Source organism: Nocardioides speluncae (assembly GCF_003121585.1).
Taxonomy (GTDB): domain Bacteria; phylum Actinomycetota; class Actinomycetes; order Propionibacteriales; family Nocardioidaceae; genus Nocardioides; species Nocardioides speluncae.
On sequence record NZ_QEOO01000016.1, the window covers coordinates 112,806 to 135,793 of the forward strand.

Here is a 22,988-nt window from a genome sequence, read left to right on the forward strand (position 1 = left end):
TCACGAGAGCCGGCGACGGGCGAGGTTCTCCTGGGCCATCCGGCGCAGCGCGACCATCACCGGCTCGGTCAGCAGGGTGCCGATCACCGCGAAGGCGGCGGCGCCGTCACGGGTCCGGTCGCCCATGCTGTCGAGGTCGGCCTTCGCGATCGCGGCGGTGGCGTCGACGTACGTGGCGAGCGTCTTGTCGGAGATGGGCTGACCGGCCGCGTCCATCGCATCGAGCGCCGACGCGAGCGCCTCCCCGTGCCGGCCATCCGGGTCCACCCGCCAGCGTGCGCCCGTCACCAGCCGGGCGACCCGGGTCCGGGACACCTCGCTCGGCGGGCTCGCCGGCTCCGGCGACAGCTCGGTGTGCGCCATGCCGATGGCGGCATCGAGAGTCGGCTCCTCGTCCATCGCGGCGAGCACCTGCCGCACCCGCTCCAGGCTCATCCCCGCGATGTGGACCAGTGCCCGGATCAGCCGCAGCCGGCGCACGTGCTCCTCGCCGTACCGCGCCCGGGTGGCGCCCGTCGCCTCGCCGGGCGGGAGCAGGCCCTCGCGCAGATAGAACTTGATCGTGGGTACGGCGACCCCACTGCGCTCGGAGAGCTCGGACATCCACATGGGAATCATGTTGACATTGGATACTGTTCTATCCAACAGTTTGGATAGTCAGATATCTAAAAGTGTTGGAGGGGCGAGCTCATGTCGGATGAGTCACGGATCCTGGCCGGGATCCTGTTGTTGTCACTGGTGACGGTGGAGACCGGCGGGCTCTACCTGCTGAAGGTCGTGCGCGGCAAGGCGGAGGTGACGCCGTTCCAGGAGAAGTTCGCTCGGGCCGGCCACGCGCACGCCGCCGTCCTGCTGCTCCTAGCGCTGATCTGCCAGGTGTACGCCGACGCGACGTCGCAAACCGGCGTACTCGACTGGCTGTCGCGGTCGGGGGTCGCGGTGGCGGCACTGCTGATGCCGGGCGGCTTCTTCTTCTCCTCGATGGGCGCCGGCCGCACCCAGCCGAACAAGCTGATCTGGATGGTCTTCGCCGGCGCCGTGCTGCTCGCGGTCGGCCTGACCAGCCTCGGCATCGGCCTGCTGGTCGCCTGAGGGGCGGCGGCGTCGGTCGCGGGTAACGGTCCGCAAATGTTGCTTCCCACCCCGTGGAAGGGGTGGGAAGCAACATGAGGCAACCGTTACCCGACGCGACCCGGCCGATCAGCTCAGGCGAGCGAGAGGTCCTTCTCGCCGGTCGGGTCGACGTCGCCGTCGCCGTCCGCAGGGCCACCGTGGGCGTCCATGCCCGGCATCGGCTGTGGCCGGAGCAGCGCGCCGCCAATGATCGCCGCGGCTGCCGCGACCACCGCACCGGCGGCGAAGGCGATCTGGAAGCCGCCGTTGATGGCCTCGATCTGCGCGGTGCCGTCGGCGATCAGCGAGTCGGTGCGCCAGGTCGACAGGCTCACGAAGACGGCCAGGCCGAGCGCGCCGCCCATCATGAACGAGGTGTTCACGACGCCGGAGGCGAGGCCGGACTCGTGCGGCTCGACGTCGCCCATCGCGGCCAGCAGCACCGGGTTGAAGGCGATGCCGGCGCCGATGCCGAGCAGGATCATCGAGGGCAGCACGTCGATCCAGTAGTTGCCGTTGACAGGTGCCCGGGCGAACAGCGCCAGGCTGGCCGCCGCGAGCATCAGGCCAGTCGCGAGCGGGGCCCGGATGCCGAACTTCATGACCAGCTTGTCGGACAGCCGCAGCGAGCAGTAAGCCATCACGAGGCTGGTCGGCAGGAACGCCAGCCCGATCTGCAGGGCGTCGTACCGCAGCACCTGCTCGAGGTAGAGCGCCGACAGGAAGAACCAGGCGAACATCGCGCCGGCCCACAGCACGCCCACGACCTGCGACACCGACACGTTGCGGAGCTTGAACAGCCGCAGTGGCATCAGCGGGTCCTTAGCGGTGGCCTCGCGAGCGATGAACGCGGCGAAGAGAACGGCGGCACCGGCCAGCGGGCCGAGGGTGCGGAAGGAGCTCCAGCCGGCCTCGTTGCCGCCGACCACGGCGTACACCGCGATCATCAGGGCGCTGGTCACCAGGATCGCGCCGGGCACGTCGAGGCGCTGACCGGCAGCGGCCTCGCCGTCGGCGGGCAGGATCCGGCGGGCCAGGACCCACACGCCGATCCCGATCGGGACGTTGACCAAGAAGATCCAGTTCCAGGTGAACAGGCCGGTCAGCACGCCGCCGAGCAGTACGCCGACCGCGCCGCCACCGGACATCACGAAGCCGAACACGCCCATCGCCTTGGCCCGCTCACCCGGCTCTTCGAAGAGCCCGATGATCAGGGACAGCGCGACCGCACTCACTGCGGCGCCACCGAGGCCCTGGATCGCGCGGCCGATCACTAGCCACTCAGCGGACGGCGCCAGCCCGCACGCGACACTCGCGACGGTGAAGGAGACCACGCCCCAGAGGAAAACCCGCTTGTTGCCGAGCAGGTCACCGAGCCGGCCCGACAGCAACAGGAAGCCGCCGAAGGTCAGCAGGTACGCGTTCACCACCCAGGCCAGCGCGGACGGCGAGAACCCGAGGTCCTCCTTGATGCTGGGCAGCGCAACGTTGACGATGCTTGAGTCCAGCACGATCATCAGGTCACCGAGGCACAGCACGTACAGCGCCAGCCAGCGGTTCTTGAGGTCAGCCACGGGTCTTCTCCTGGTCGGTCGTCGGGGTGGTCTCTCACCCAGGCGACGAACGGGTGATGCCGAATACGACAGTTCCAGCAGAAGAAACTCATCGGCCCGACCGATCGTGCTGGATGAGCGGCACCATGGCCACCGGTTTTTGACCGTGGCGAGCCCGAGTCGAGTGCCGGGGCGCCGCTGGCGACCCGACGCCCCCGGCACTCGACTGAGATGACTAGCGGGTGAAGCGGAGCGTGACCCACTGGCCGTTGGCGGCGACGTTCATCGAGTCGGTACGCGACTCGAAGCGGAGCCGGAAACGAACGCCGGGCTGGGGGGTGATCTTCAGCCGCCACGCAGCCTGCGAGTGGCTGGTGAGCCTGACGCAGGTCGAGGTTCGGAACGGCTTCCAGATGCCGTCAACGATCGTCTCAACCCGGGCGTAGACGCAGCGGCCTGCCCGGTTGGGGCCGACCGTCGCGCGCAGGACCGGGTCGGTGGTGGTCCGGACCAGGCTGAGCGAGCCCTCCGTGCCGTAGGCACCGGCCAGCGTCGTGGTGAGCTTCGGCTTGACGAGAATCTGCCTGGTGCTCGAGCCGGGACGCCAGTACGCCGTCTCCGACGTGCTCGCGGTGATCGTCGCGTTGCGGACGGCCTTGCGGGTGAAGGTGAACGTCTTGCTGGACGGGTTCGCACCGGCGGTGGAGACCTTCTGAGGCGACGATCCGGCCGCGGTCCACAGCACCCGGAACGAGGCGGCGCTGATGCGCTCCGAGGCCGTCACGGTGACTGCCGAGAGATCGCCGTAGGTGTAGATGCGCTTGTCGGTCGTGATCGGCAGCGGCGGAGTGCCCTTCCAGAGCCGCTCGACCGAGCCGCCGTTGTGCGTGGCGGTGCCGACGTAGGTCAACTGGTAACGGACCGGCCAGCGGCGGCTCTCCGAGTGCTTGAAGGTGTAGCGGCCGGCAGCGTCGGTCGTGGCGCCGGTGAGTCGTTGGACCGCGCCGCCCTGTCCTTGCTGCCGCGAAATCTGGATCTTCGCGCCCGCGACCGGCGCGCCGGCGGCGGTCTTGAGCGTGCCTGTGAACGTGGTCGGTGCCGCGGATGCCGGCAGCCGGTCGGGGCCGGTGAAGGTCAGGTCGACGTCGTACTTGGCCACCTGCACGCGCTGAGTGCCGGAAGCCGGCTTGGTGTCGGCTGCCGTGTACGACACCCGGATGTCGTGCCATCCCGGCGCCGCGTTCGGTACGGCGACAGAGAAGAAGCCGTTGGCGTCGGTGGTGACCTTTCCGAGCGACACGAATACCGGCGCGCGCTCACTACGGTGCTGAGCCGCAAGGTCGGCGTTCGCCAGCGGCGATCCCGAACGCTTCAGGACGCCGGTCACCAACACCGTCCCGCCCGCGGGAACGCCGGCTGCCGGGTCGAACGTCAACGTGCTGTCATACTGGTGCGCTTGAACCCGCTGGGTGGCGCTCACGGGGTCATGGTTGGCGTCGCCGGAGTAGGACACCTTGATGTCGTGCCAGCCGGCGACCGAGTTCGGTGCCGTCACTGAGAAGCGGCCCTCCGAGTCGGTCACCACCTTGCCGATGGCGACGAAGGAGGGGCTGCTCTCACTGCGGTGCTCTGCGGCCAGCTCGGTGCCGGCGAGCGGCGCGCCGTTGCGGGTCAGCAGGCCCGAGACCACGATCGGCTGGCCCGCGACCACGTCGGCCGCCGCGCTCAGCGTCAGCGCGACGACCGCCTTGGTCGACTGGACCCGCTGGGTGCCGGTGAGCGGCCGGTGGCGGTCGTCGCCGGCGTAAGCGAACTGGACGTCGTGCCAGCCGGCGCTCGAGTCGGACACGGTGAGGGTGAAGCGGCCCGCGGCATCGGTCGTCACGTCGCCGAGCGAGACGAAGTCAGGCTTGCTCTCGCTGCGGTGCTGGGCGGCGAGCTTGGCGCCGGAGACCGGTGAGCCGGAGGCGGTGAGGACACCGGAGACAACGATCGGGTCGCCTGCGACTACATCGCCGACCGGGTCGAAGGTCAGCGCCACGGCGTGCTTGGCGCGGCCCCGCAGGGTCGCGCTGCCGGGCTCGGTGACGCGGTCACCGGCGAAGGCCACGCGAACGTCGTGCCAGCCGGCGGTCGCGGCGGGAACGGTGACCTTGAAGGCTCCGCTCGCGTCGGTCGTGACCTCACCGAGGCTGGCATAGTCGGGGTCTGCCTCGCTGCTGTGCGCAGCAGTGAGCTTCGCCCCACCGAGCGGCGCGCCGCCACTCCTTGCCACACCGGACACGACCAGCGGCTCCCCCGCGATCACCTCAGGCGCGGTGTCGAAGGTGACCGCAAAGGCGTTGCCCGTGACGTAGGTGGTCGCGCTGCCCTCGGCCGCGCCGATCTGGTTGTCGCCTGGGTACCTGACGACGTACACGTGGTTGCCCCGCGCGGCGGCGAGGTCGGAGAACGTGAACGTTCCGTCCTGGCCCGTGGTGAGCGAAGCAAGCTCGACCTTGCCGTCCGGGCCGGTCCGGCTGACGTCGAGCTTCTTGCGGGCGAATGGCTGGCCACCGAGGGTGGCCGTGCCGCTGATGGCGGCCGCGGACGAGAGCGTCGGCTGGTTCCCGATCTCGACGGTGATGACCGGCGCCTCGAGCGCAGCCGCCTCCCTTGGATCCGGAGCGGCCATGACCTGGCTTGGTGGGAACAGTGCCGCGAGGACGGCGGCAACGAGTAGGGCACAGGCGCGTTTCAACGAAACCCCCGTTAGTTGTGGTGGACAAGCGATGCACAACCTCTATCAGCCCCCACGGACAGTTCACCGGTCTAGACCGGTGCATGTTCGCCGGGCCGTCCCGATCTGGGGTCGGTGATCTGGGGTCCGCCGCCACCCGGGCAACCACGTTCACGGTCCGGCTGCCCCGCACCTGAATCTCGGCGTACTGTTTCGCCAACAAAATTCAGGGGGTGGTCATGTCGACCGAAGTAGATCGCCATCAGCGGGTTGACGATGCTCGGTCGGCCAGGCGTACACAGCTCGGCATACGACACCGCATCTAGGTGGGCCGCCGCCTCTGGCGAACAAGCAGGGATGCTGAACGCTCCCAGGTAGTGGCCGTCCCGATCGAGCGCCGCGAGATTCTCGAGGACGTCGACATGGCTGACGCCGTGGTACGCGTCGATACCGAAGCCAAGGGCGACAACCAGCCGCTCGGGGACCTCGACGCCCAAAACGGCGCTCAGGCTGCTCATGTCTTCCTCCGGCGTGCCCAGCCCCGCGTCGGCGCGCGCATGAAGATGTCGGTGCCGCCGTCCGCCAGCACGATCGCATCGATGTCCAGCGCAGCGACGAGAGCGGCGTACGCCGCACGCAGCGGCCGCGGACCAACGCGCGCGAGCGCGTAGACCGTCGGGACCAGGTCCCGCGACGTTAGCCAACGGGCGAGGGTCCGCTCGGGAAGTAGGCCGCGGGTCCGGCGGTATCCGGACCGACCACGGCGACATCAGGAGCCAGCCACTCCTCGCAATCGCTCAAGTCGGCGAACGAGAGGTTCGCCAGGTGAACCTCCTTGCCCTCGCTCGCGAGCGCGAAGGCCAGCGGCAGCCCGGCGTACACGTCGGCAGACTAGCCCTGCGGACCGTGCAGGCGTTCGTGTACGGCCCACCACCCGAACCGGCCTAACGACCACGACACGCCGGGTTTGCCGGCGTGTCGTGGTCGTGGTGCCGGTCGGGCGGCACCAACTGTCAGATGTGGCGGCGGGACTGGACGAAGCGGAAGCGGGAGGCGACGTAGGCGCCGTCTGTGTACGACGCGGTGGCGGCGGGGTTGGCGCCGGTGCCGTGGAAGTCGGAGTACGCCGCGGACTGGTTGACGAAGACGCCGCCGAGCAGGTTCTCCGACAGCGCCACGCCGGCGTCGAGCGCGGCGTCCCGCATCTGGTCGATGACCTCCGGCAAGGTGGAGTAGACGGCGGCGGTCATCGCGCCGTGGGCCTGGACCGTCTCCCGGAAGCGGGCGATGGACTCGTCGGTGCCGCCGGTCGAGATCAGGTAGGCGACCGGGCCGAAGCACTCGGCCTCGTAGACCTCGGCGTCGGCCACGCCGAGCCCGATGATCGTGGGCGTGCGGACCGTGGCGTCGGCGTACGCCGGGTGGGTGACGTCGCGGGAGGCCACCAGCACCTCGCCCGAGGACGGCGCCGCCGCGAGCCGCTCGGTCACGCCGGCGTTGACGACCGCGCCGAGAAGCTCGACCGCACGAGCGTCGTCGCCCAGCAACTTCTCGAGCACCGCGCCGATCCCGGCGGCCACCTCGGCCGGCGTCTTGACGCCGTCGTCGGTCTGGATGCCGGCGGCGGGGACGAAGACGTTCTGTGGGGCGGTGCACATCTGGCCGGTGTACAGCGAGAACGAGAAGGCCAGGTTCTGGCAGAGCGCCCGGAAGTTGTCGGTCGAGTCGAGGACGACGGTGTTGACGCCGGCCTTCTCGGTGAACACCACGGCCTGCCGCGCGTTCTCCTCCAGCCAGTCGCCGAACGCGTTGCCGCCGGTGAAGTCGATCAGCTTCACCTCCGGCCGGACCGCGAGCGTCGCCGCGAGCTTGTCGGCCGGGTCCTCGGCAGCGAGTGTGACGAGGTCAGCGGAGAAGCCGGCCTCGGCCAGGACCTCCTGCGCGACCTGGACGGTGATCGCGAGCGGGAGCACGGCGCCCGGGTGCGGCTTGACGACCACGGCGTTGCCGGTGACCAGCGAGGCGAACAGGCCGGGCCAGGAGTTCCAGGTCGGGAACGTGTTGCAGCCGACCACCAGGGCGACACCACGCGGCACGGCCGTGAACGTCTTCTCCATCCGCAGCGGCTCGCCCTTGGCGGGCTTCTCCCAGACCGCCGTCCGCGGCACCCGCGACATCTCGACGTGGGCGTAGGCGATCGCCTCCAGCGCCCGGTCCAGCGCGTGCGCCCCGCCGGCCTGGAAGGCCATCACGAAGGCCTGGCCGCTGGTGTGCTGGACCGCGTTGGCGAGCTCGAAGACCCGCTGGTGCAGCCGCTCCAGGATCTCGATGCAGACCCCGACCCGGGCCTGCGGACCGGCGTCGCGCCAGGCCTTCATGCCGGACCGCGCGGCGGTCAGCAGCGCGTCGACATCGGTGACGCGCGGGTACCTGATACCCAGGTCGAAGCCGAACGGCGACCGCTCGGTCGCGACGGTGCCGTCGGCGCCGGGCGTGGTCAGCGGGAAGTCCTTGCCCTGCCAGGCATCGAAGGCGGCCTTGCCCTCGGCGGCGGCGGACTCGCCGTACACCCGGGGCGAGGGGGACTCGTTGTACGCCGAGTAGAACTCGCGGCTCGCTGCGGCCGCGACCGCGGCCTCCAGGCGTTCGCGGTGCTTGTCGAACAGAACCTCGCCGGCCTCGGTCATCGCAGTCGTCTCCCAATAGGTCAGTGCAGTGTTGTGACAGTGTGCAGCCACTCTTGCACCAGACCTGTCACAAGCCAAACGCCGAATGGGCACCCTTTTGGGAAAGGTGCCCATTCGACGCCGGTACGGCGCAGCGAGGCGCCGACTCGAACTACTTGTTCGGGATGTGGAAGACCTGGCCGGGGAAGATCAGGTCCGGGTTCTCGACGTGGTTGGCGCGCGCGATCTCCATGTAGGGCACGCCGAACTTGGCACCGATTTCGCTGAGGGTGTCGCCGGACTTCACCGTGTAGGTCCGGTGGCCGTCGCCCTTCTTGCGGCCGTTCGCCTTCTTGACCGCGTTGGCCGCGCGCTGCTGGGCCTTCTTGCGAGCCTCGGCCTTCTTCGCCTGCGCCGCCTTGGCCCGGGCCCGAGCCTTCTCCTTGGCGGCCTCGTCAGCGGCCTCTTCCTCTTCCTTGGCAGCGGCCTTCTCCTCGGCGTCCGCCTCGGCCTCTTCGCGCTCGGCCTCGGCCTCGGCGGCCTCGGTCTCCTTCTTGGCCGCCTCTGCTGCCTCTTCGTCGTCGGTGCTGACCTGGTCCTTCAGGTCGTCCCAGAAGCCCATCTTCGATCCTCTCGTCAACAGGGGCGACTCCAACGGGCCCGATGCCACGCCGTACAGCCGCCGAGATCGTAACGAGACAGGCACTGCAAAGGAACGCGCGCCACCCCAGTCCAGGACAGTGGTCCACGGCATCGGCCCGGGCCAGACCTCGAGCGAGCAGGTCGCCGTTACCGTCGAGTAGCCAAGCAGGCGACAACTACGGAGGAACTTGTGTCACGAAGAAGCATGTCCATCGCGGCGGCGCTGATCGCGGCGCTCCTGGCCGCGACGGCGCTGGCCGCGCCCAGCGGCACGGCCGCGGCCGCCGCGCCACCAACCTGCGACCTCACGAGTCCAGCACCTAGCTCGACTGTCAGCGGCATGATCGATCTCGACGCGCTGTTCACCTACGGCGACGACAGCGTCAAGGGGGCGGAGTTCTTCGTCGACGGCAAGTCCGTCGGCTTCGGATTCCTTGCCGGCTGGGCCTGGAAGTACACGCGGCCTGGCACCAAGCCGGTCATCCAGAACCCGCAGCCACCGTTCGGCACGGGGACCAATCTGAACGGCTTCACGTCGCACCACCTGTCCAACGCCAGCCACACCTTCTCCTGCCGCTACTTCGGTCCCAGCGGCGTCGGCGCGATGTCACCGACACGCACGCTGACCGTCAGCAATCCACGCCGCTCCGGCTGGGTCTCGCCGGCCGACGGGACAGTCCTCAACGCCACCGCGTCCGCACCCAGGGTCACGCTGCAGGCGTCGTACAGCGGCTTCGGCACCGCGCGACCGACGGCGACCTTCTACGTCGAGGGCCAGGCGGTCTCGGCAGCGACGACGTGTCAGACGGCGACACGCTGCACGTTCGCCTGGGACCCGCGCGCCTCACAGGCGGAGTATGGCGACGACAAGGCGCAGAGCGGCCTGCGCGTGGTCCGGGCGAAGGTCGTGAACAGCTCCGGCCAGACCACCTGGACCCAGCCGGTCAAGCTCTTCCTCAACCAGTCCGACACCGGCTCCACGCTGCTGCTCAGCAAGCATGAGGCAGCCGGCCTCGGCCGGGTCGTCCGCGACGGCGGCTGGAGCCGGCAGATCCCCGGGACCACACAGTCGTTCTTCATCTTCGGCGACACCGCCGGCGTCGTCACCACCGGCGCTCCGGACGACGACGCCTGGCGACCGCACCTGGGCGACCCGATCACGCGGTTCCACAGCACCTTCGGAACGACGCCAGTCCGCACCGGTGCGCCGGGCCCGATCGAGGAGCTCCCGAACCCCGATGGGCATCCCGCCGCCATGCCAGGGTTCACCGAGATCAAGGTGCCGCAGAGCATGCTGAGCAATCCTGACGGCACCGCGTGCGAGCACCCGGACGGGTCGCCGGCCGGGCTCACCTGGGCGACCGGGGTCATCGGGCATCCGCAACAGTCCGGCACGCTCCTGGTTAGCTACAACGCCCTCTGTCTGGGAGACCCGAACAACTGGCAGCGGCAGGTCGAGGGCATAGCCGAGCTCGATCCCTCGACCGGCGCGGTCCTGGCGATGCACAACCTCTGGACCGCGGCAGCGGGCGCCGAACTTGCCCCCGGGACGAGCCTGTCGTCGCCGGTGGTCAAGGACGGAACGATCTACTTCTACCGGACCGACACCAGCGGGACCTTCGAGGCACACGTGGCCACCGACAGCTGGGCCAACCCGGGCGCCTACGAGTTCAACCCGGTGCCAATCGCCGCGGGGTCATCGGGCCCGCACATCAGTGTCGACCGGTACACCAAGATGCCCGGCTCGCCGTACCTCAAGGTGACCGCTCCGACCTGGAACACACTCACTATCGAGCACTCGTCGACGCCCACAGGTCCGTGGCGTCCGACGAACGTAACCGACCTCAGGATCTGCTCGCACTGCGACAACGGCCTCTTCTACGCGGCCTACGGGCACCCTGAGTTCTCGTCATCGAGTTCCATGCTGCTCACCTACGTCGACTCGTTCGTGGCGACCGGTAGGTATCGCATCCTGTCGAAGATGATGTCGGTCGGCCTTCTGTAGCGAGGCCCCATGGGTGCTCCTTGGCCGACGAAGGGCCCGGCCAGGGAGCACCCGCACCTCGCCTCGCCGCACGCGAGTTCGGGCGTGTGACAGGGTGACGTCATGTCAGCAACACTGCGTCCGATCCGGCCCGCGGACCATCCGTTCGTGCTCGATCTCAACGCCCGCAACGTGGACCTGCTCTCCCCGCTCGACGACGCGAGGCTGACCGCGCTGATCGACTGGGCCGACCGCGCCGACCTGGTCCTCGACGATGGCGAGCCCGCCGGCTTCGTGGTGATGATGGCGCCGGGCACGACGTACGACTCGGTCTGCTACGGCTGGTGGTCGGACCGCTGCGGCGACCAGTTCTACTACCTCGACCGGGTGGTGCTCGACGACCGGTTCCGGCGGCGCGGCCTCGGCGGCTTCGTGTACGACGAGATGGAGCGGGCCGCGGCGCCGTACGGCCGGCTCGCCCTCGAGGTCAACTGCGAACCGCCCAACGAGGCGTCGCTGGCGTTCCACCGCCGCCGCGGCTTCGTCGAGGAGGCCGAGCTCGCGGTGGGCGACAAGAAGGTCGTGATGATGAGCCTGAAGGCCGGAGGCGCGGGCCGATGAAGCGGTGGCTGGCGATCGGTATCCCGGCGGTGCTCGTGATCGCGCTGGCGATCACGATCGCGGTGGTCGGGCTGCGCGGCGACGACGGCGGCGCGCTCGGCGACGCGGCCCGCGATGACGACGACAGTACGGCGAGCAGCGGCCCCGAGCCCACCGAAGACACCAAGGACCCCGACGACCCGGCGTACGACGTGGCGGAGAGCGAGCCGCGCGAGGACAGCCTGTACAGCGAGATGGGCGACCCGGGCGTCGACTCCCTGCACTACGACCTCGACCTGACCTGGGATCCCGAGGACAAGGTGCTCAACGGGATCGCGACGCTGACGTTCCGGGCGGCCGAGGACGCCGAGGAGGTCCAGCTCGACCTGGGTGAGCCGCTGGAGGTGGAGAAGGTCACCCTCGACGGCGAGGAGGTGGACCACGACCACTACGGCAAGGACCTGGTCGTCGACGCCGAGGTCGAGAAGGACGAGCGCTACCGGCTTGAGGTCACCTACTCCGGCACCCCCGAGTCCGTGGAGGCGCCGACCACCCGCGCGGACCTCGAGAACCTCGGCTGGACGATCACCGACGGTGGTGAGGTGTGGACGATGCAGGAGCCGTTCGGCGCGTTCACCTGGTACCCCGTCAACGACCAGCCCGCCGACAAGGCGCTCTACGAGTTCACGATCCGCGCGCCGGAGGGCTGGGTCGGCGTCGCCAACGGTGTCCTCGACTGGCGGCGCGACAACGACGGCCAGACCGTCACCCACTGGAGCCTCGCCGACCCGGCGGCGTCGTACCTCACCACGATCGCGATCGGCGACTTCGAGATGAGCGACAACCGCAGCGAGAGCGGCGTACCCATCTCGTACTGGGTGCCGTCGGACTTCCCCACCGCCGCCGAGAAGCTGTCGTACGCCGCCGAGGCGATGGGCTGGCTGGAGGAGAAGCTCGGGCCGTACCCGTTCGACTCGCTCGGCTTCGTGGTCGTCGACTCGCAGAGCGGCATGGAGACCCAGACCATGATCACGCTCGGCACCACCGACTACACGCTGTCAGAGGCGGTCGTGGTGCACGAGATCACCCATCACTGGTACGGCGACGTGGTGACGCCGACCGACTGGCGCGACATGTGGATGAACGAGGGCATGACGATGTACATCCAGGGCGTCTGGGAGGCCGAGGACACCGGCCGCTCGGTCGACGACGTGATGGACGAGTGGGCGCAGTCCGACCAGTCGATCCGCGACGAGGCCGGGCCGCCGGGCGCCTACGACGAGGACAGGTTCGGCGAGGGCAATGTCTACTACAGCCCGGCGCTGATGTGGCACGAGCTGCGCAAGAAGCTCGGTGACGACGCCTTCTGGGACATGGTCCGCACCTGGCCGACCGTGCACGCCAACGGCAACGCCACCCGCGAGGAGTACCTCGACTGGATCGAGAAGGAGACCGGCGAGGAGCTCACCGAGTTCTTCGACGACTGGCTGCTGGGCGAGAAGACCCCGGATCGCGAGTGACTACTTCGCTGTCAGCGGAACGCCTTGTCCGGGCGGCTCCCTGCCTGTGAGGTGGAGCCATGAAGCTCTTGGTACTCGGTGGCTCTGTCTTTCTCTCCCGCGCGGTGGCCGAGGAGGCGGTACGCCGCGGCCACGACGTCGTCTGCGCCTGCCGCGGCAGCTCCGGCAGCCTGCCGGACGGCACGCGGCACGTCGTACTGGACCGTGACGCCGACGATCCGGCCGCCGTCCTCGATGGTGACTTCGATGCGGTCGTGGACGTCGCCCGGCACCCGAGCCGGGTGCGCAGCGCGGTAGCCGCGCTGCCGGACGCGCACTGGATCTTCGTGTCGACGATCAACGTCTACCCCGACAACACCACTCCCGGTGGCCACCCGGGAAACCTCGCGCTGCTCGACCCGATCGAGACCGACGAGGACCCGGCCACCGGCCCCGACGTGTACGGCGCGATGAAGGTCGCCTGCGAGCAGATCGTGACCGACGGCGCCGCCACCTCGATGGTGATCCGGCCGGGCCTGATCGTCGGACCCGACGACCGCTCCGGCCGCTACACCTACTGGCCGGCCCGGCTCGCCGACAAGGCCGCCGGTCGTGAGGTGCTGGCTCCCGGTGCACCCGAGGACCCGGTACAGATCATCGACGTCCGCGACCTCGCCACCTGGATCGTCGACAGCGCCGAGCAGCGGCGTACCGGCATCTTCGACGGCGTCGGCCCAGCGACCACCCGCGGTGCGCTGCTGGCCGAGACCATCAAGGGACTCGAGGCCGACTTGGACCTCACCTGGGTCCCGCAGGAATTCCTGGTCGAGCAGAAGGTCGAGCCGTGGTCCGGCCCCCGCTCGGTGCCGCTCTGGCTGCCGCTACCGGAGTACGCCGGCATGCTCGCTCACGACGCCGACCTGCCCATCGCCGCCGGCCTCCGCAATCGATCCCTCGCCGAGACCGCCCGCGACACCCTCGCCTGGCTCCGCGCAAACCCGGACGCCGAGGTCACCGGCCTCACCCGTGACGAGGAGGCCGAACTCCTAGCGGCCTGGCGCGAGCGGACCTAGCACTGAGCGGGGGTGCGCGCTTGAGCGCTTCCCCAGATGCCATCGGACTTCAGATAGCGGACAACCCCTACCGCCGAGACACATGAACCTGGCGCTCGAATAGGAAAGGAGAAGAACTGCCGCCTCGGCCGCTTCCCCGTGCGCATCCCCTTCGTCGGTGGACCCGATGCATCCGGCGCGATGATGGCTGCCGTCACCCGGTAGTCCATGTTGGTGTCGACGAGTGACTTCCAGATGTACACGTAGGCCCACTTCTTCGTCGCGCCGTTGCACCGTCCGCGGTAGAGCTTCACGCTCGCGAGCGTCCAGCCGCTGTCCCGCACCTTGACTGTGGGGCCAACCTGGCGAGCATTGGTGCAGCCGGTCGGAACTCCGTCTGCCGCCTGCGCCGGACTGCTCAGCCCGGTTATCGACAGTGCTACCGCAACAAAGATGGCGAGAGCCAGTCGGAACCTCATCGTTGTGCCCCCCGTTTCGATCGCTTCCTTGAGACATGACGCAACCACGGGTGGAGAGCTGGCGCAAGGGACTGCCGGCCCGCCTGTGGATATCGCCAGGCAGGCGTGCCTACTGGGCGGTCGCGCAGGAAAGGAGCGCAGCGGCAAGCGCGAAGTTGACCGTCGCCGACTTGCCGTCGTCCTTCGGGTCGCCGTTCTTGTCGTACTCCAGGTCCTCGTTGAACAGCCCGGCCTCGATCATGTCGTCGACGCCCGGGTCCGGGATCATCTTCTTCGCCGTGCAGTCCGCCTGTGCCTTGGTTAGCGGATTTTCCGGGTCATTCTGGAGGGCCTCGGACATGTTCGCTTTCGCCTGCTCGTCGCGGGACAGCGTGGGGTTGTCAGAGGGGTCGTCACCACCCTCATTGCCTCCGCCACCGTTGCCGCCCTGCAGCAGCGCCCAGATCAGTACGCCTGCGACCACGAGGACCAGCAGGCCGACGACGCCGGCGAGGACCGGGAGCATGCTCCTCTGCCGCGGCTGGGCGGCCGGGGCAGCGGGCGGCGGAGTCTGGAAGTAGGACTGCTGCGAGTGCTGCGGAGTGGAGTACGACGGCGTGGCCGGCCCCGGGTACGAGCGGACGGGATCCGAGGGCGTGGCCGGCGGGCTGACGTAGCGATGGGTCGCCGGCTCGCCCGGGTTGGACGGGACGGACGGGTTGGACGGGTGCGACGGGGTCGGCTGGTTGGACGGGATGGCCGGGTGGTTCGGCAGCTGGGACGGCCGTGGCGAGTTCTGGCCGGGCAGCCGGGTCTGCGGCAGCTCGTGGGACCTGGTGTCCGGCCCCGCGCTCCGCTCCCGTGCCAGCGGGACCGCCTTCAGCAGGTCGGCGCGCAGGTCGCGGGCGTTGCGGTAGCGCCGGTCCGGGTGCTTGGCCAGCGACATGTTGAGCGTGCGGTTGAGCGCCCGCGCCAGCCGGTCGTTGCCCTCGAAGGACGGGATCGGGTCAGCCATGTGCTTGCGGATGATCTCGAACTCGGTGGTGCCCTGGTACGGCGCCTTCCCGCTCAGCGTCGCCCACAGCAGGCAGCCCAGCGCGTAGATGTCGCTGGAGATGGTGGCGGCCCGGCCCTCGTGCAGTTCGGGCGCCATGTACGACGGCGTACCGACCATCAGGCCGGACATCGTGTGCTGGGTCGCCGCACGCGCGAGGCCGAAGTCGGTGACGTAGGCGCGGAGCTCGCTGCCCCGGCGCCGGATCAGCACGTTGGCGGGCTTGATGTCGCGGTGGATCAGGCCGGCGTCGTGGGCGTCGGCGAGCCCCGCCGCGACCTGGGCGACCAGGTCGAGGGCCTGGTCGACCTGCATCGCGCCGTCCCTGGCGAGCAGCTTGTGCAGGTCGCCGTCGGGCACCAGCTGGGTGGCGATGTAGAGCTGCCCGTTCTCCTCGCCGTGCGAGTAGACGTGCACGACGTTGGCGGAGTCCAGGGCGGCCAGCGCCTTGGCCTCCTGCGTGAACCTGCCACGGAAGTCGGGATCGTGCGCGAGGTCGGCATTGAGCACCTTGAGCGCGACCTCGCGGTCGAGGTTCGGCTCTGTTGCCGCGAAGACAACGCCCATGCCGCCGCGCCCGATGCGTCGCACGACGCGGTACGGACCGACTTGATCCCCCGGCTCTGGATATCCCGCCACTCGTCTACCTTCCCCCCAACGGGCATGTTGGCAAACCCCCGACCGACTGTACGACGGCCACCGGCACGCCAGCATGCCCTACGGCGCCCCTGAGAACCAGGGGCGCCGCGGGCAACTCTTGGTGCAGTGCCTGAGGGCCTTAGCCCTTCGCCGGCGGCTCGTCGTCGGGCAGCGCGTCGACGATGAAGCCGGTGGCCGACCCGGACAGCGTCGCCAGCATCTGGCGGACGTTGGCGAGCTGTGCGTTGATGCTGTCGCGGCGCTGGGTCGCGGCCGCGAGCTCGCGCTCGGAGTCGGTGCGGACCCGCTCGGCGGTCGAGCGAGCGTCGCGGACGATCGCGCTCGCCTCCTCCTTGGCGGAGGTGACCATCCGCCGCGACTCGGCCTCGGCCTCGGCCTTCTCGCGGTCGATCCGGGCGCGGTTCTCCTCGACCTGGGTAAGCAGCCCGTCGAGCTGCTGGCGGGCGCTCGCCTCCTGCTCCTTGAACTCGGCGGCGGAACGCTCGCGACGCTCGGCCAGGGCGGTCTCGAAGTCGGTCGCGGCGCGGGCGGCCTTGGTGCGCTGCTGCTCGAACAGCGCCTCGGCCTCCTGCCGGCGAGCGGCGGCGTCGCGGTCGGCGGCGTCGCGCTCCTCGTCGGCGACCTTCTTGGCGTCGGAGATGATCCGGGCGGCCTCGGCGTCGGCGTCGCGGCGACGCTGGTCGGCGTACCCGTCAGCCTTGTCACGGACGCCGATGGCGGCGATCTCGGCGGCCTTGCGGGTCTCCTCGGCGTCGCCGAGGGCGCGGTCCTTGAGAGCGCCCGCCTCCTCCTGCGCGAGGGTCAGGATGGAACCGACACGGTCGCCCAGGTGGGCGAAGGTTGCGGGCTCCGACTTGCCCTTACCGCCGGACGAGGACTCGGCTTTCTTGACCCGAGTGGTGAGCTGCTCGATCGACTGCTGGCTGACCGCAAGCTGCTCACCGAGCTGAGCAAGTGCGCGGTCTACCTGGGCAGGCTCGTAGCCACGGAGAACGACCCGAAACTGAGTGTCGGGGTTGGTCATTGATGATCCTCTTCCTCGAGATTTGAAGGCGGTGTGGCAGCGGGTACAGCCAGGGCTTCGATGACCCCGGACAACTGGGTGAGCTCTCCTGCGATCGCCTCGCGGCGGTTGCGCAAGGCGGACACTTCGCCGCGGGCATCGGCGAGCATAGTGCGCGCCGCGCCGCGGAGCTCATCGGCCTCGGCGCGGGCTTCGGAGAGCAGCTGAGCGATCTGCTCGCGGCTGGTCCGGAGGATCTCGGCGGCTTCGTGCTGGCTCCGCACGACCTCTTCGGCGACCTGCTCCCGGAGGCTCTGCGCGGTGCTCTCTGCTTCGGTACGGCGGCGCTCGGCGCGCTCTTCGATCCGCTTCGCCTGCCATTCGGCCTCTTCACGGATCTTGGTCGCGTCGGCCTCGGCCTGCTCGTTGACGCCGACGGCGGCTGCCTCGGCGGCAGCGACCACAGTGGCGGCCGAGGCGTCGATCTCGGCGGCCTTCTGCTCGATCGCGTCGAGCTCGGAGCGGTTGCGCTCCTTCGCGCGCCGGAAGAGGTCGTCGACCCGGCGCCGGGCAACCGCGATCCGCTGCGACGCGTCCGCGTGGCCGGTACGCCGGATCTGCTGCGCCTCGCTGTCCGCGGCGGCCAGCAGTGACTCGACCGTGGCCTTGGTCCACGTGGTCTGGTCGGCGGCGTTCTTGAGCTCACGCTCGGCCTCGGCGCGGGCCTCCGCGATCAGCTGCTGCGACTCACGGGCCGCCTCGTCGCGGACGTCCTCCGCCTCGGCCATCATCGCGGCGGCCTGCTTCTCGGCGGTCTGCACCTGCTCCGCGGCGGCCAGCTCGGCCGCCTCGCGGATCGACTCGGCCTCGGCCACGGCAGCCTGGTGCTGCGACTCGACATCGGCAGCGACCTGGGCGAGCTGCACCTGGGCCTGCTCGCGGGCCTCGGAGACGGTCTTGTTGGCGGTGGCCCGGGAGGCCGCCACCAGGGACGCAGCCTGCTGCTCGGCGTCGCGGCGTACCCCATCGGCCTCGCCCACGGCCCGCTCGTGGTTCTCCCTGGCGTCGGTGCGCAGCGCCTCGGCCTCGGCCCGGCTCTGCTCGAGCAGCTGGTCGCGCCGCTTCTCGGCCGAGCGCAGCAGCAGCGTGGACTGCTCGCTCGCGTCGGCCACGATCGCCCGTGCCTCGTCGGAGGCCTCGGAGAGCGTCTGACCGGCCTGCTCGCGCATCCGGCGCGCCTCGGCATTGACCCGGCTGGCCTCGTCGTGGAGCCGGCGGGCGTCCGCCTCGAGGTCCTTCACGGCGCCCGTGATCCGGGCAGCTTCCTCCTGCGCGTCCCGTTCGAGCTCGTCGGCGATCAGCTGCGCACGTTGTAGGAGCATGGCAGCAGCAGCGTCTGAGGAACCCGAGTCCTCGGCGCGGAAGCGGGTGGGGGAGTCCGCCTGCATGGCGGGCATCCTCTCAGACTCTCGGCCGGAGGACACCCCCGGTCACCACTACTCGAAACGGACGTGACTCCGGTGGCTGTTGTGGCGCCTCATCTGCGAATACGTGACCGCCGAGTAGCTACGCCGCGCACTCGCCGATGGCCTCGGTGAACGGCTCGGCGCGGTCGTCTTCCATGTCCGGTTCGTCACTCTCGAAGGACAGCTCCACGAAGTCACGGAGCTCGTCATCGGAGAGTTCCTTCTCCATGCACTCGCCCTGCTCCTTCTCCTCGTCGCTCGGGTCATCGCCGCCGGCCATCACGCGCGTCCAGTCCCAGCAAGTCACCGTGGCGTCGACGAAGTCGTCCTTGACCTCTTCCTCGGGCTTGTCGTCCTCGGTGATCTTGCCGGTCGAGGTCATGTCGTCCTCGAGGTAGCCGGTGTCGACCAGCTTGTCGGTGCCCGCGCTGTTCACCAGCTCCTTGGCCAGGCAGTCCGCATCCAGGCCCTCGGTGTCGCTGTCGTCCTTGAGGTCGGCAGCAAGGTTGTCGATCGCCTTCTGCTCGTCAGCGGAGGTGCCGCCGAGGAGGACGAACAGCAGACCGACGACGGCGAGCACCAGTGCGGCGATGCCGACGATCGCGAAGATCAGGCCGCTCTTGTTCTTGCCTCCCGGCTGTGGCGCCGGCCGGTGCTGGCCGGCCGGCGGCGCGAAGCCGCCACCGCTGTGGCCGCCACTGGACTGACCAGGGCCCGCGACGGGCGGGACACCGCCGGCCGCGAACGCGGTCGGCCGGCTGCCGGAGTCGAAGCCGCCGCTCTGCGGGCCCGAGCCGTGCCCGACCGGGACGCCCGGCCGCGGGCCGCTGCTGCCGCTCGGGTGCTGGCCGGGGTGCGAGCCGCCGCTGGGGTGCGAGCCACCGGACGGGCCGCCCGGCCCACCCGCCGCTCCCAGGCCGCCGATGACCGGCCGGCCCGCCGCCAGCGGCGCGATCCGCTGCAGGTCGAGGCGGAGGTCGCGGGCGGTCCGGTAGCGCTGGCTCGGGTCCTTGGCCATCGCGACCGACAGCACCCGGCTGAGCTCGCGCGCGAGCGGGTCGTTGCCGGGCACGCTCGGGATCGGCGCGCTCATGTGCGCGGAGATGATCTGGTACTCGCTGGTGCCGCTGTACGGCGCGTGGCCGGTGAGCGCGGCCCACAGCAGGCAGCCCATCGAGTAGATGTCGCTGGCGACGCTGGCCTGCTGGCCGGTGTGGATCTCCGGCGCCATGTAGGCCGGCGTACCGATCGCACCGCCGGCGCGGGTCAGCTGGGTGTCGTTGGTGCGGACGATGCCGAAGTCCGAGAGGTACGCCGTCGCCTCGCCGCCGCGGTTGCGGATGAGCACGTTGGCGGGCTTGATGTCGCGGTGGATCAGGCCGGCCTCGTGGGCGTGCTGCAGGCCGGTGGCCACCTGGCCGATCAGCTCCAGGGCCTGGGCCGGCGCGGCCGGGCCGTGCTGGTGCAGCATCTTGCCGAAGTCGCCCTCGGGCACGAACTGGGTGGCGATGTAGAGCATGCCGTCCTGCTCGCCGTGGTCGTACACGTGGATGACGTGCGGCGAGTCCAGCCGCGCCAGCGCCGTCGCCTCACGGCTGAACCGCTCGACGAACTCCTGCTCGTCCGCAAGGTCGGTCGCGAGGACCTTGAGCGCGACCTCACGGCCGAGGTTCTCCTGCACCGCGGCGTACACCGCACCCATGCCGCCACGCCCGACCAGCCGCTCGATGCGGTACTTGCCGAACAGTTGACCCTCTTGCGGGTACCCAGCCATCGTGTCTCTCACCTTTCACATGCCCGGACGCTCCGGACGTGCTGTTCTTTCCCCGAATCCGGCCGTTTCTCACATTTCGCTGGCGGTCGGAACGCTAACGCCGCCAAGGCTTCCGTCTCTCCCCGCCGCGCGGCACCCGTCAGGCTACTCAGTTCCCGCGACTACGGCGTCACCGCCCGGGGGTGAGCCGGGGCACTAGGGCCGGCCTCCAGCAGTGGTGACCTGGTCAGCCACCGCTCCCAGCTCCCCGGGCGCGCAACCCTGTCGGGAGTGAGGTCGTCGCGTCCAACCCTTTGGCCAGCGGTGAAACGTTCCGATACCCACGCCGCTCGCTCGTAGCGTCCCGGCCATGGTGACCCGCTTCGCACGGAAGACAGGAATCGTCGCCGCCGCGGTCGTGATCGCGGTGAGCGGCATAGCGCTGGCGTCCGTCTCACGGACTGACGACAGCGAGCCGATCGCCGTTCGCCCGGTGACCGAGGCCGAGAAGGCGCTCCTCTACCGAGCCGAGGAACGGCTCATCTACCGGTGCATGGCCGAGCACGGCTTCGAGTACGACGAGATCCCTCTGGACACCGACGACCCCGATCGCGAGTTTCCGTACGTCATCGACGACGTCGCGTGGGCCAAACGCCACGGGTTCGGCGACGCCACCTCGAAGGAGGCGCCGCCCGAAGCCAGTCCCAACGAGGTCAATCTTGAACGCCTTTCACAAGAGCAGCAGCAGGAGTGGCAAGCGACACTCTTCGGCGACGGGCCGCGTGTCAGCGTCAGGCTCCCCGGCGGAGGGCGACTCTCCACGAATACTGACGGCTGCTTGGCGGAAGCCCGCCGCGCCCTCTATGGCGACCTCGAGCGGTGGTTTCGCGCGCGCCGGCTCATCGACAACCAGTCGGTGTTCGTTCGCCGCGGCGTCCGAGAGGACTCTCGCTACGAGGCCGCCATCGCCGACTGGGCGGGCTGCATGCGCCGGAAGGGATACCAGGTTGCGGATCCGGGACAGCTTCGCGAGCTGGCGTTTCAGCGCTCCCGGAACCTGAAGGCGGCCGCGGCTCGCACTATCGAGGTCCGCGCCGCAGTCACCGAGGCCATGTGCGCGACGTCCACCTCACTCCCCGGGGTCGTCCTGACACTCGAACGCGAGCACGGGCGTGAGGTCGAGACCGCAGTTCGGCGTGAGCACGCCGAGCTCAACACACTCGAGCGCGCCGCGCTCCCGCTGGCCGACAAAGTGCTCGCGAGCCCACATACCTCGTCCGGCCCGTCGCCGGACGAGTCAGCATCACGCTGATCACAGAAGAGGAGATACGAATGCCCAGATCACTCACAAGCCGGCTCGGCATCATCGTCGGCATCGCCCTGGCCTTCACCGCGCTGCTTCCCCTATCCACAGCCAGCGCCGACCGCGGACAGTGTCCACGCGGCTACTTCTGCGCCTGGGAGGACGACAGCTTCAGCGGCTCGATCATGAGGTGGGAGGGCAGCGACGCCAACTGGCACACGGGATCGAGCCACTGGATCGCCGACGACGCCGAGTCGGTCTTTAACAACGGTGTCGCGGTGAGCCCCGACATCGTCCGGCTCTACCTCGACATCAACTACGGCGGGTACGACCTGTGCGTGCGGCGTGGCGACTGGTTCGACGCGTCCATGGATGACAACGACTACTCCTCCCACAAGTGGACCAACGCGTGTTAATGACGGCATGACTCGAGAGTTTCGTTCTCGAACCTGATCGCACCCGATTGTCCCGGCGGTGGGCAGCTCCCGTGGAGCTGCCCACCGCCACTTGTCAGCGGGCGCTCAGGTCCACCCGTGGCTGGGTTGGAGTTGGCCGCGCGGTGCGTGCGTCAGCACGGCATCGAGTTCAGGACCGGCTCGCGTTCCTACCCTCTGGGAACGCAGATCCCGCCCGAGCGCCGTCAGATCGTGCATAACCAGCTTCCCGTGTGGAGTGCTCGCGACCAGGCCGGCGGCGCGGAGCCTGCTCAGCTCCTGGCTCGCAGACGCGAGCGAGATGCCAAGACGCCGTGCTGTCTCCGAGGTGCTCGACCTGCTCTCGGCGAGCAGGTCGAGGACCCGCACGCGCGTGCGTCCCAGCACGGCCTTCAGCGCAACCTCCGCGGAGTCGACGTCCGCGTTGAACCACCCCGGCCGTTGGGCGACCGGGTAGATCAGCACCAGCGGCCCGCTTGGACGCCACCGCACCGACAGCTCGTCGTACAGGAAGAAGGATGGCTGCAGCATCAGTCCGCGGCCATTCGAGTGGAGGTCGTGGTCCACGTCCGTGCGGGTCATCGCCAGCGACATTCCTTCCCATTGAAGCCACGGCGACAGCACTTCGAACAGGCCTCCGACGCCGCCGCTGGCGAGCGTGGCGCGGCGCTGTGACAAGTCCTCGGCGACATGTCCGTGGATAACCGGCCAGTGCGGTGCAACGGCGCGGTCGAAGTAGGTGCGGACCGGCGTTGACGCATAGCCACCAGCGGAGCCGAGCTCGGCTAACCGGTGGAGAGCACCGCCGAACCTACGGCGACATGCGCGCCGCCAGCGGCCGAAGACCGCTTCCCCTGCCGACCCGTTGACGATCCGCAGGCTGTGCCACAGCTCACAGGCCGGGTCTGCCGCAGGCGCGAGTCGTACCCGCGCCAGGTCCTGAACCGTCAGGTGTATCCGCCACATTCGCGCCCCCGTAAATGCGTCCTGGCGCGGACGCTACGGAGGCGGTCTGACAGTCGTCTGACA

The 22,988-nt window shown here is 69.5% G+C and carries 20 protein-coding genes; 7 read left to right on the forward strand and 13 right to left on the reverse strand.

Going from position 1 to position 22,988, the window contains the following annotated elements:
- Entirely contained in the window at positions 1-618 is a 618-nt protein-coding gene (locus tag DDV73_RS07980; protein ID WP_109506717.1) for a MerR family transcriptional regulator, read from the reverse strand.
- Positions 619-690: 72 nt separating this feature from the next.
- Between DDV73_RS07980 and DDV73_RS07985 the strand changes: the two genes are divergently transcribed.
- Positions 691-1,092, forward strand: coding sequence for a hypothetical protein (locus tag DDV73_RS07985; RefSeq protein ID WP_109506718.1), 402 nt, complete (start codon positions 691-693; stop codon positions 1,090-1,092).
- A 113-nt stretch (positions 1,093-1,205) separates the two neighbouring features.
- Here the strand turns inward: DDV73_RS07985 and DDV73_RS07990 are convergent, their stop codons facing one another.
- The 6 genes from DDV73_RS07990 to DDV73_RS28650 form a co-directional block, all read right to left on the reverse strand.
- Positions 1,206-2,687: a DHA2 family efflux MFS transporter permease subunit gene (locus DDV73_RS07990; RefSeq protein WP_109506719.1), complete on the reverse strand. Its 1,482-nt coding sequence runs from the start codon at positions 2,685-2,687 to the stop codon at positions 1,206-1,208.
- Positions 2,688-2,901: 214 nt separating this feature from the next.
- A complete protein-coding gene (locus DDV73_RS07995) occupies positions 2,902-5,340 on the reverse strand; it encodes a hypothetical protein (protein WP_109506720.1) in 2,439 nt (812 codons plus the stop codon).
- 137 nt (positions 5,341-5,477) lie between these two features.
- Positions 5,478-5,903 carry a hypothetical protein gene (locus tag DDV73_RS27835; protein ID WP_154402662.1) on the reverse strand — a complete coding sequence of 142 codons (426 nt, stop codon included), beginning with the start codon at positions 5,901-5,903 and terminating at the stop codon, positions 5,478-5,480.
- Between the two features lie 178 nt (positions 5,904-6,081).
- A complete protein-coding gene (locus DDV73_RS08005) occupies positions 6,082-6,267 on the reverse strand; it encodes a hypothetical protein (protein WP_109506722.1) in 186 nt (61 codons plus the stop codon).
- 131 nt (positions 6,268-6,398) lie between these two features.
- The gene (gene paaN / locus DDV73_RS08010) at positions 6,399-8,072 is read right to left on the reverse strand and encodes a phenylacetic acid degradation protein PaaN (RefSeq protein WP_109506723.1); all 1,674 of its coding nucleotides are present in this window, start codon (positions 8,070-8,072) and stop codon (positions 6,399-6,401) included.
- A 151-nt stretch (positions 8,073-8,223) separates the two neighbouring features.
- Positions 8,224-8,673, reverse strand: a complete 450-nt coding sequence (locus DDV73_RS28650; protein ID WP_206050770.1) for a LysM peptidoglycan-binding domain-containing protein — start codon at positions 8,671-8,673, stop codon at positions 8,224-8,226.
- A 225-nt stretch (positions 8,674-8,898) separates the two neighbouring features.
- Here DDV73_RS28650 and DDV73_RS08020 point away from each other — a divergent pair, with 225 nt between their 5' ends.
- From DDV73_RS08020 to DDV73_RS08035, 4 genes are all read left to right on the forward strand, one after another.
- The gene (locus DDV73_RS08020; RefSeq protein WP_109506724.1) at positions 8,899-10,698 is read left to right on the forward strand and encodes an Ig-like domain-containing protein; all 1,800 of its coding nucleotides are present in this window, start codon (positions 8,899-8,901) and stop codon (positions 10,696-10,698) included.
- 102 nt (positions 10,699-10,800) lie between these two features.
- The gene (locus DDV73_RS08025) at positions 10,801-11,298 is read left to right on the forward strand and encodes a GNAT family N-acetyltransferase (protein WP_109506725.1); all 498 of its coding nucleotides are present in this window, start codon (positions 10,801-10,803) and stop codon (positions 11,296-11,298) included.
- On the forward strand, positions 11,295-12,797 hold the full coding sequence (locus DDV73_RS08030) for a M1 family metallopeptidase (RefSeq protein ID WP_109506726.1): 1,503 nt from the start codon (positions 11,295-11,297) through the stop codon (positions 12,795-12,797). Before DDV73_RS08025 ends, DDV73_RS08030 begins: the two co-directional genes overlap by 4 nt.
- Positions 12,798-12,856: 59 nt before the next feature.
- On the forward strand, positions 12,857-13,849 hold the full coding sequence (locus tag DDV73_RS08035) for a Rossmann-fold NAD(P)-binding domain-containing protein (protein WP_109506727.1): 993 nt from the start codon (positions 12,857-12,859) through the stop codon (positions 13,847-13,849).
- Here the strand turns inward: DDV73_RS08035 and DDV73_RS27840 are convergent.
- The 5 genes from DDV73_RS27840 to DDV73_RS08055 form a co-directional block, all read right to left on the reverse strand.
- Positions 13,846-14,307: a hypothetical protein gene (locus DDV73_RS27840; RefSeq protein ID WP_154402663.1), complete on the reverse strand. Its 462-nt coding sequence runs from the start codon at positions 14,305-14,307 to the stop codon at positions 13,846-13,848. The two genes, DDV73_RS08035 and DDV73_RS27840, sit on opposite strands and share 4 nt — an antisense overlap.
- A gap of 109 nt (positions 14,308-14,416) precedes the next feature.
- Positions 14,417-15,931 (reverse strand): serine/threonine-protein kinase, encoded by a 1,515-nt coding sequence (locus tag DDV73_RS08040; protein ID WP_161962320.1) that lies wholly within the window; start codon positions 15,929-15,931, stop codon positions 14,417-14,419.
- Between the two features lie 187 nt (positions 15,932-16,118).
- On the reverse strand, positions 16,119-17,024 hold the full coding sequence (locus DDV73_RS08045; protein WP_109506729.1) for a DivIVA domain-containing protein: 906 nt from the start codon (positions 17,022-17,024) through the stop codon (positions 16,119-16,121).
- The gene (locus DDV73_RS08050; RefSeq protein ID WP_154402664.1) at positions 17,021-18,451 is read right to left on the reverse strand and encodes a coiled-coil domain-containing protein; all 1,431 of its coding nucleotides are present in this window, start codon (positions 18,449-18,451) and stop codon (positions 17,021-17,023) included. Before DDV73_RS08050 ends, DDV73_RS08045 begins: the two co-directional genes overlap by 4 nt.
- A 118-nt stretch (positions 18,452-18,569) precedes the next feature.
- Positions 18,570-20,243, reverse strand: a complete 1,674-nt coding sequence (locus DDV73_RS08055; protein WP_109506731.1) for a serine/threonine protein kinase — start codon at positions 20,241-20,243, stop codon at positions 18,570-18,572.
- Between the two features lie 349 nt (positions 20,244-20,592).
- On the opposite strand from DDV73_RS08055, the gene DDV73_RS08060 reads away from it, so the two are divergent.
- Together DDV73_RS08060 and DDV73_RS08065 are read left to right on the forward strand one after the other, a co-directional pair.
- A complete protein-coding gene (locus DDV73_RS08060; protein WP_109506732.1) occupies positions 20,593-21,534 on the forward strand; it encodes a hypothetical protein in 942 nt (313 codons plus the stop codon).
- A gap of 20 nt (positions 21,535-21,554) precedes the next feature.
- A complete protein-coding gene (locus DDV73_RS08065) occupies positions 21,555-21,941 on the forward strand; it encodes a peptidase inhibitor family I36 protein (RefSeq protein WP_109506733.1) in 387 nt (128 codons plus the stop codon).
- A 105-nt stretch (positions 21,942-22,046) separates the two neighbouring features.
- Here the strand turns inward: DDV73_RS08065 and DDV73_RS08070 are convergent, their stop codons facing one another.
- Entirely contained in the window at positions 22,047-22,925 is an 879-nt protein-coding gene (locus DDV73_RS08070) for a winged helix-turn-helix domain-containing protein (protein WP_109506734.1), read from the reverse strand.
- Positions 22,926-22,988: the final 63 nt, after the last annotated feature.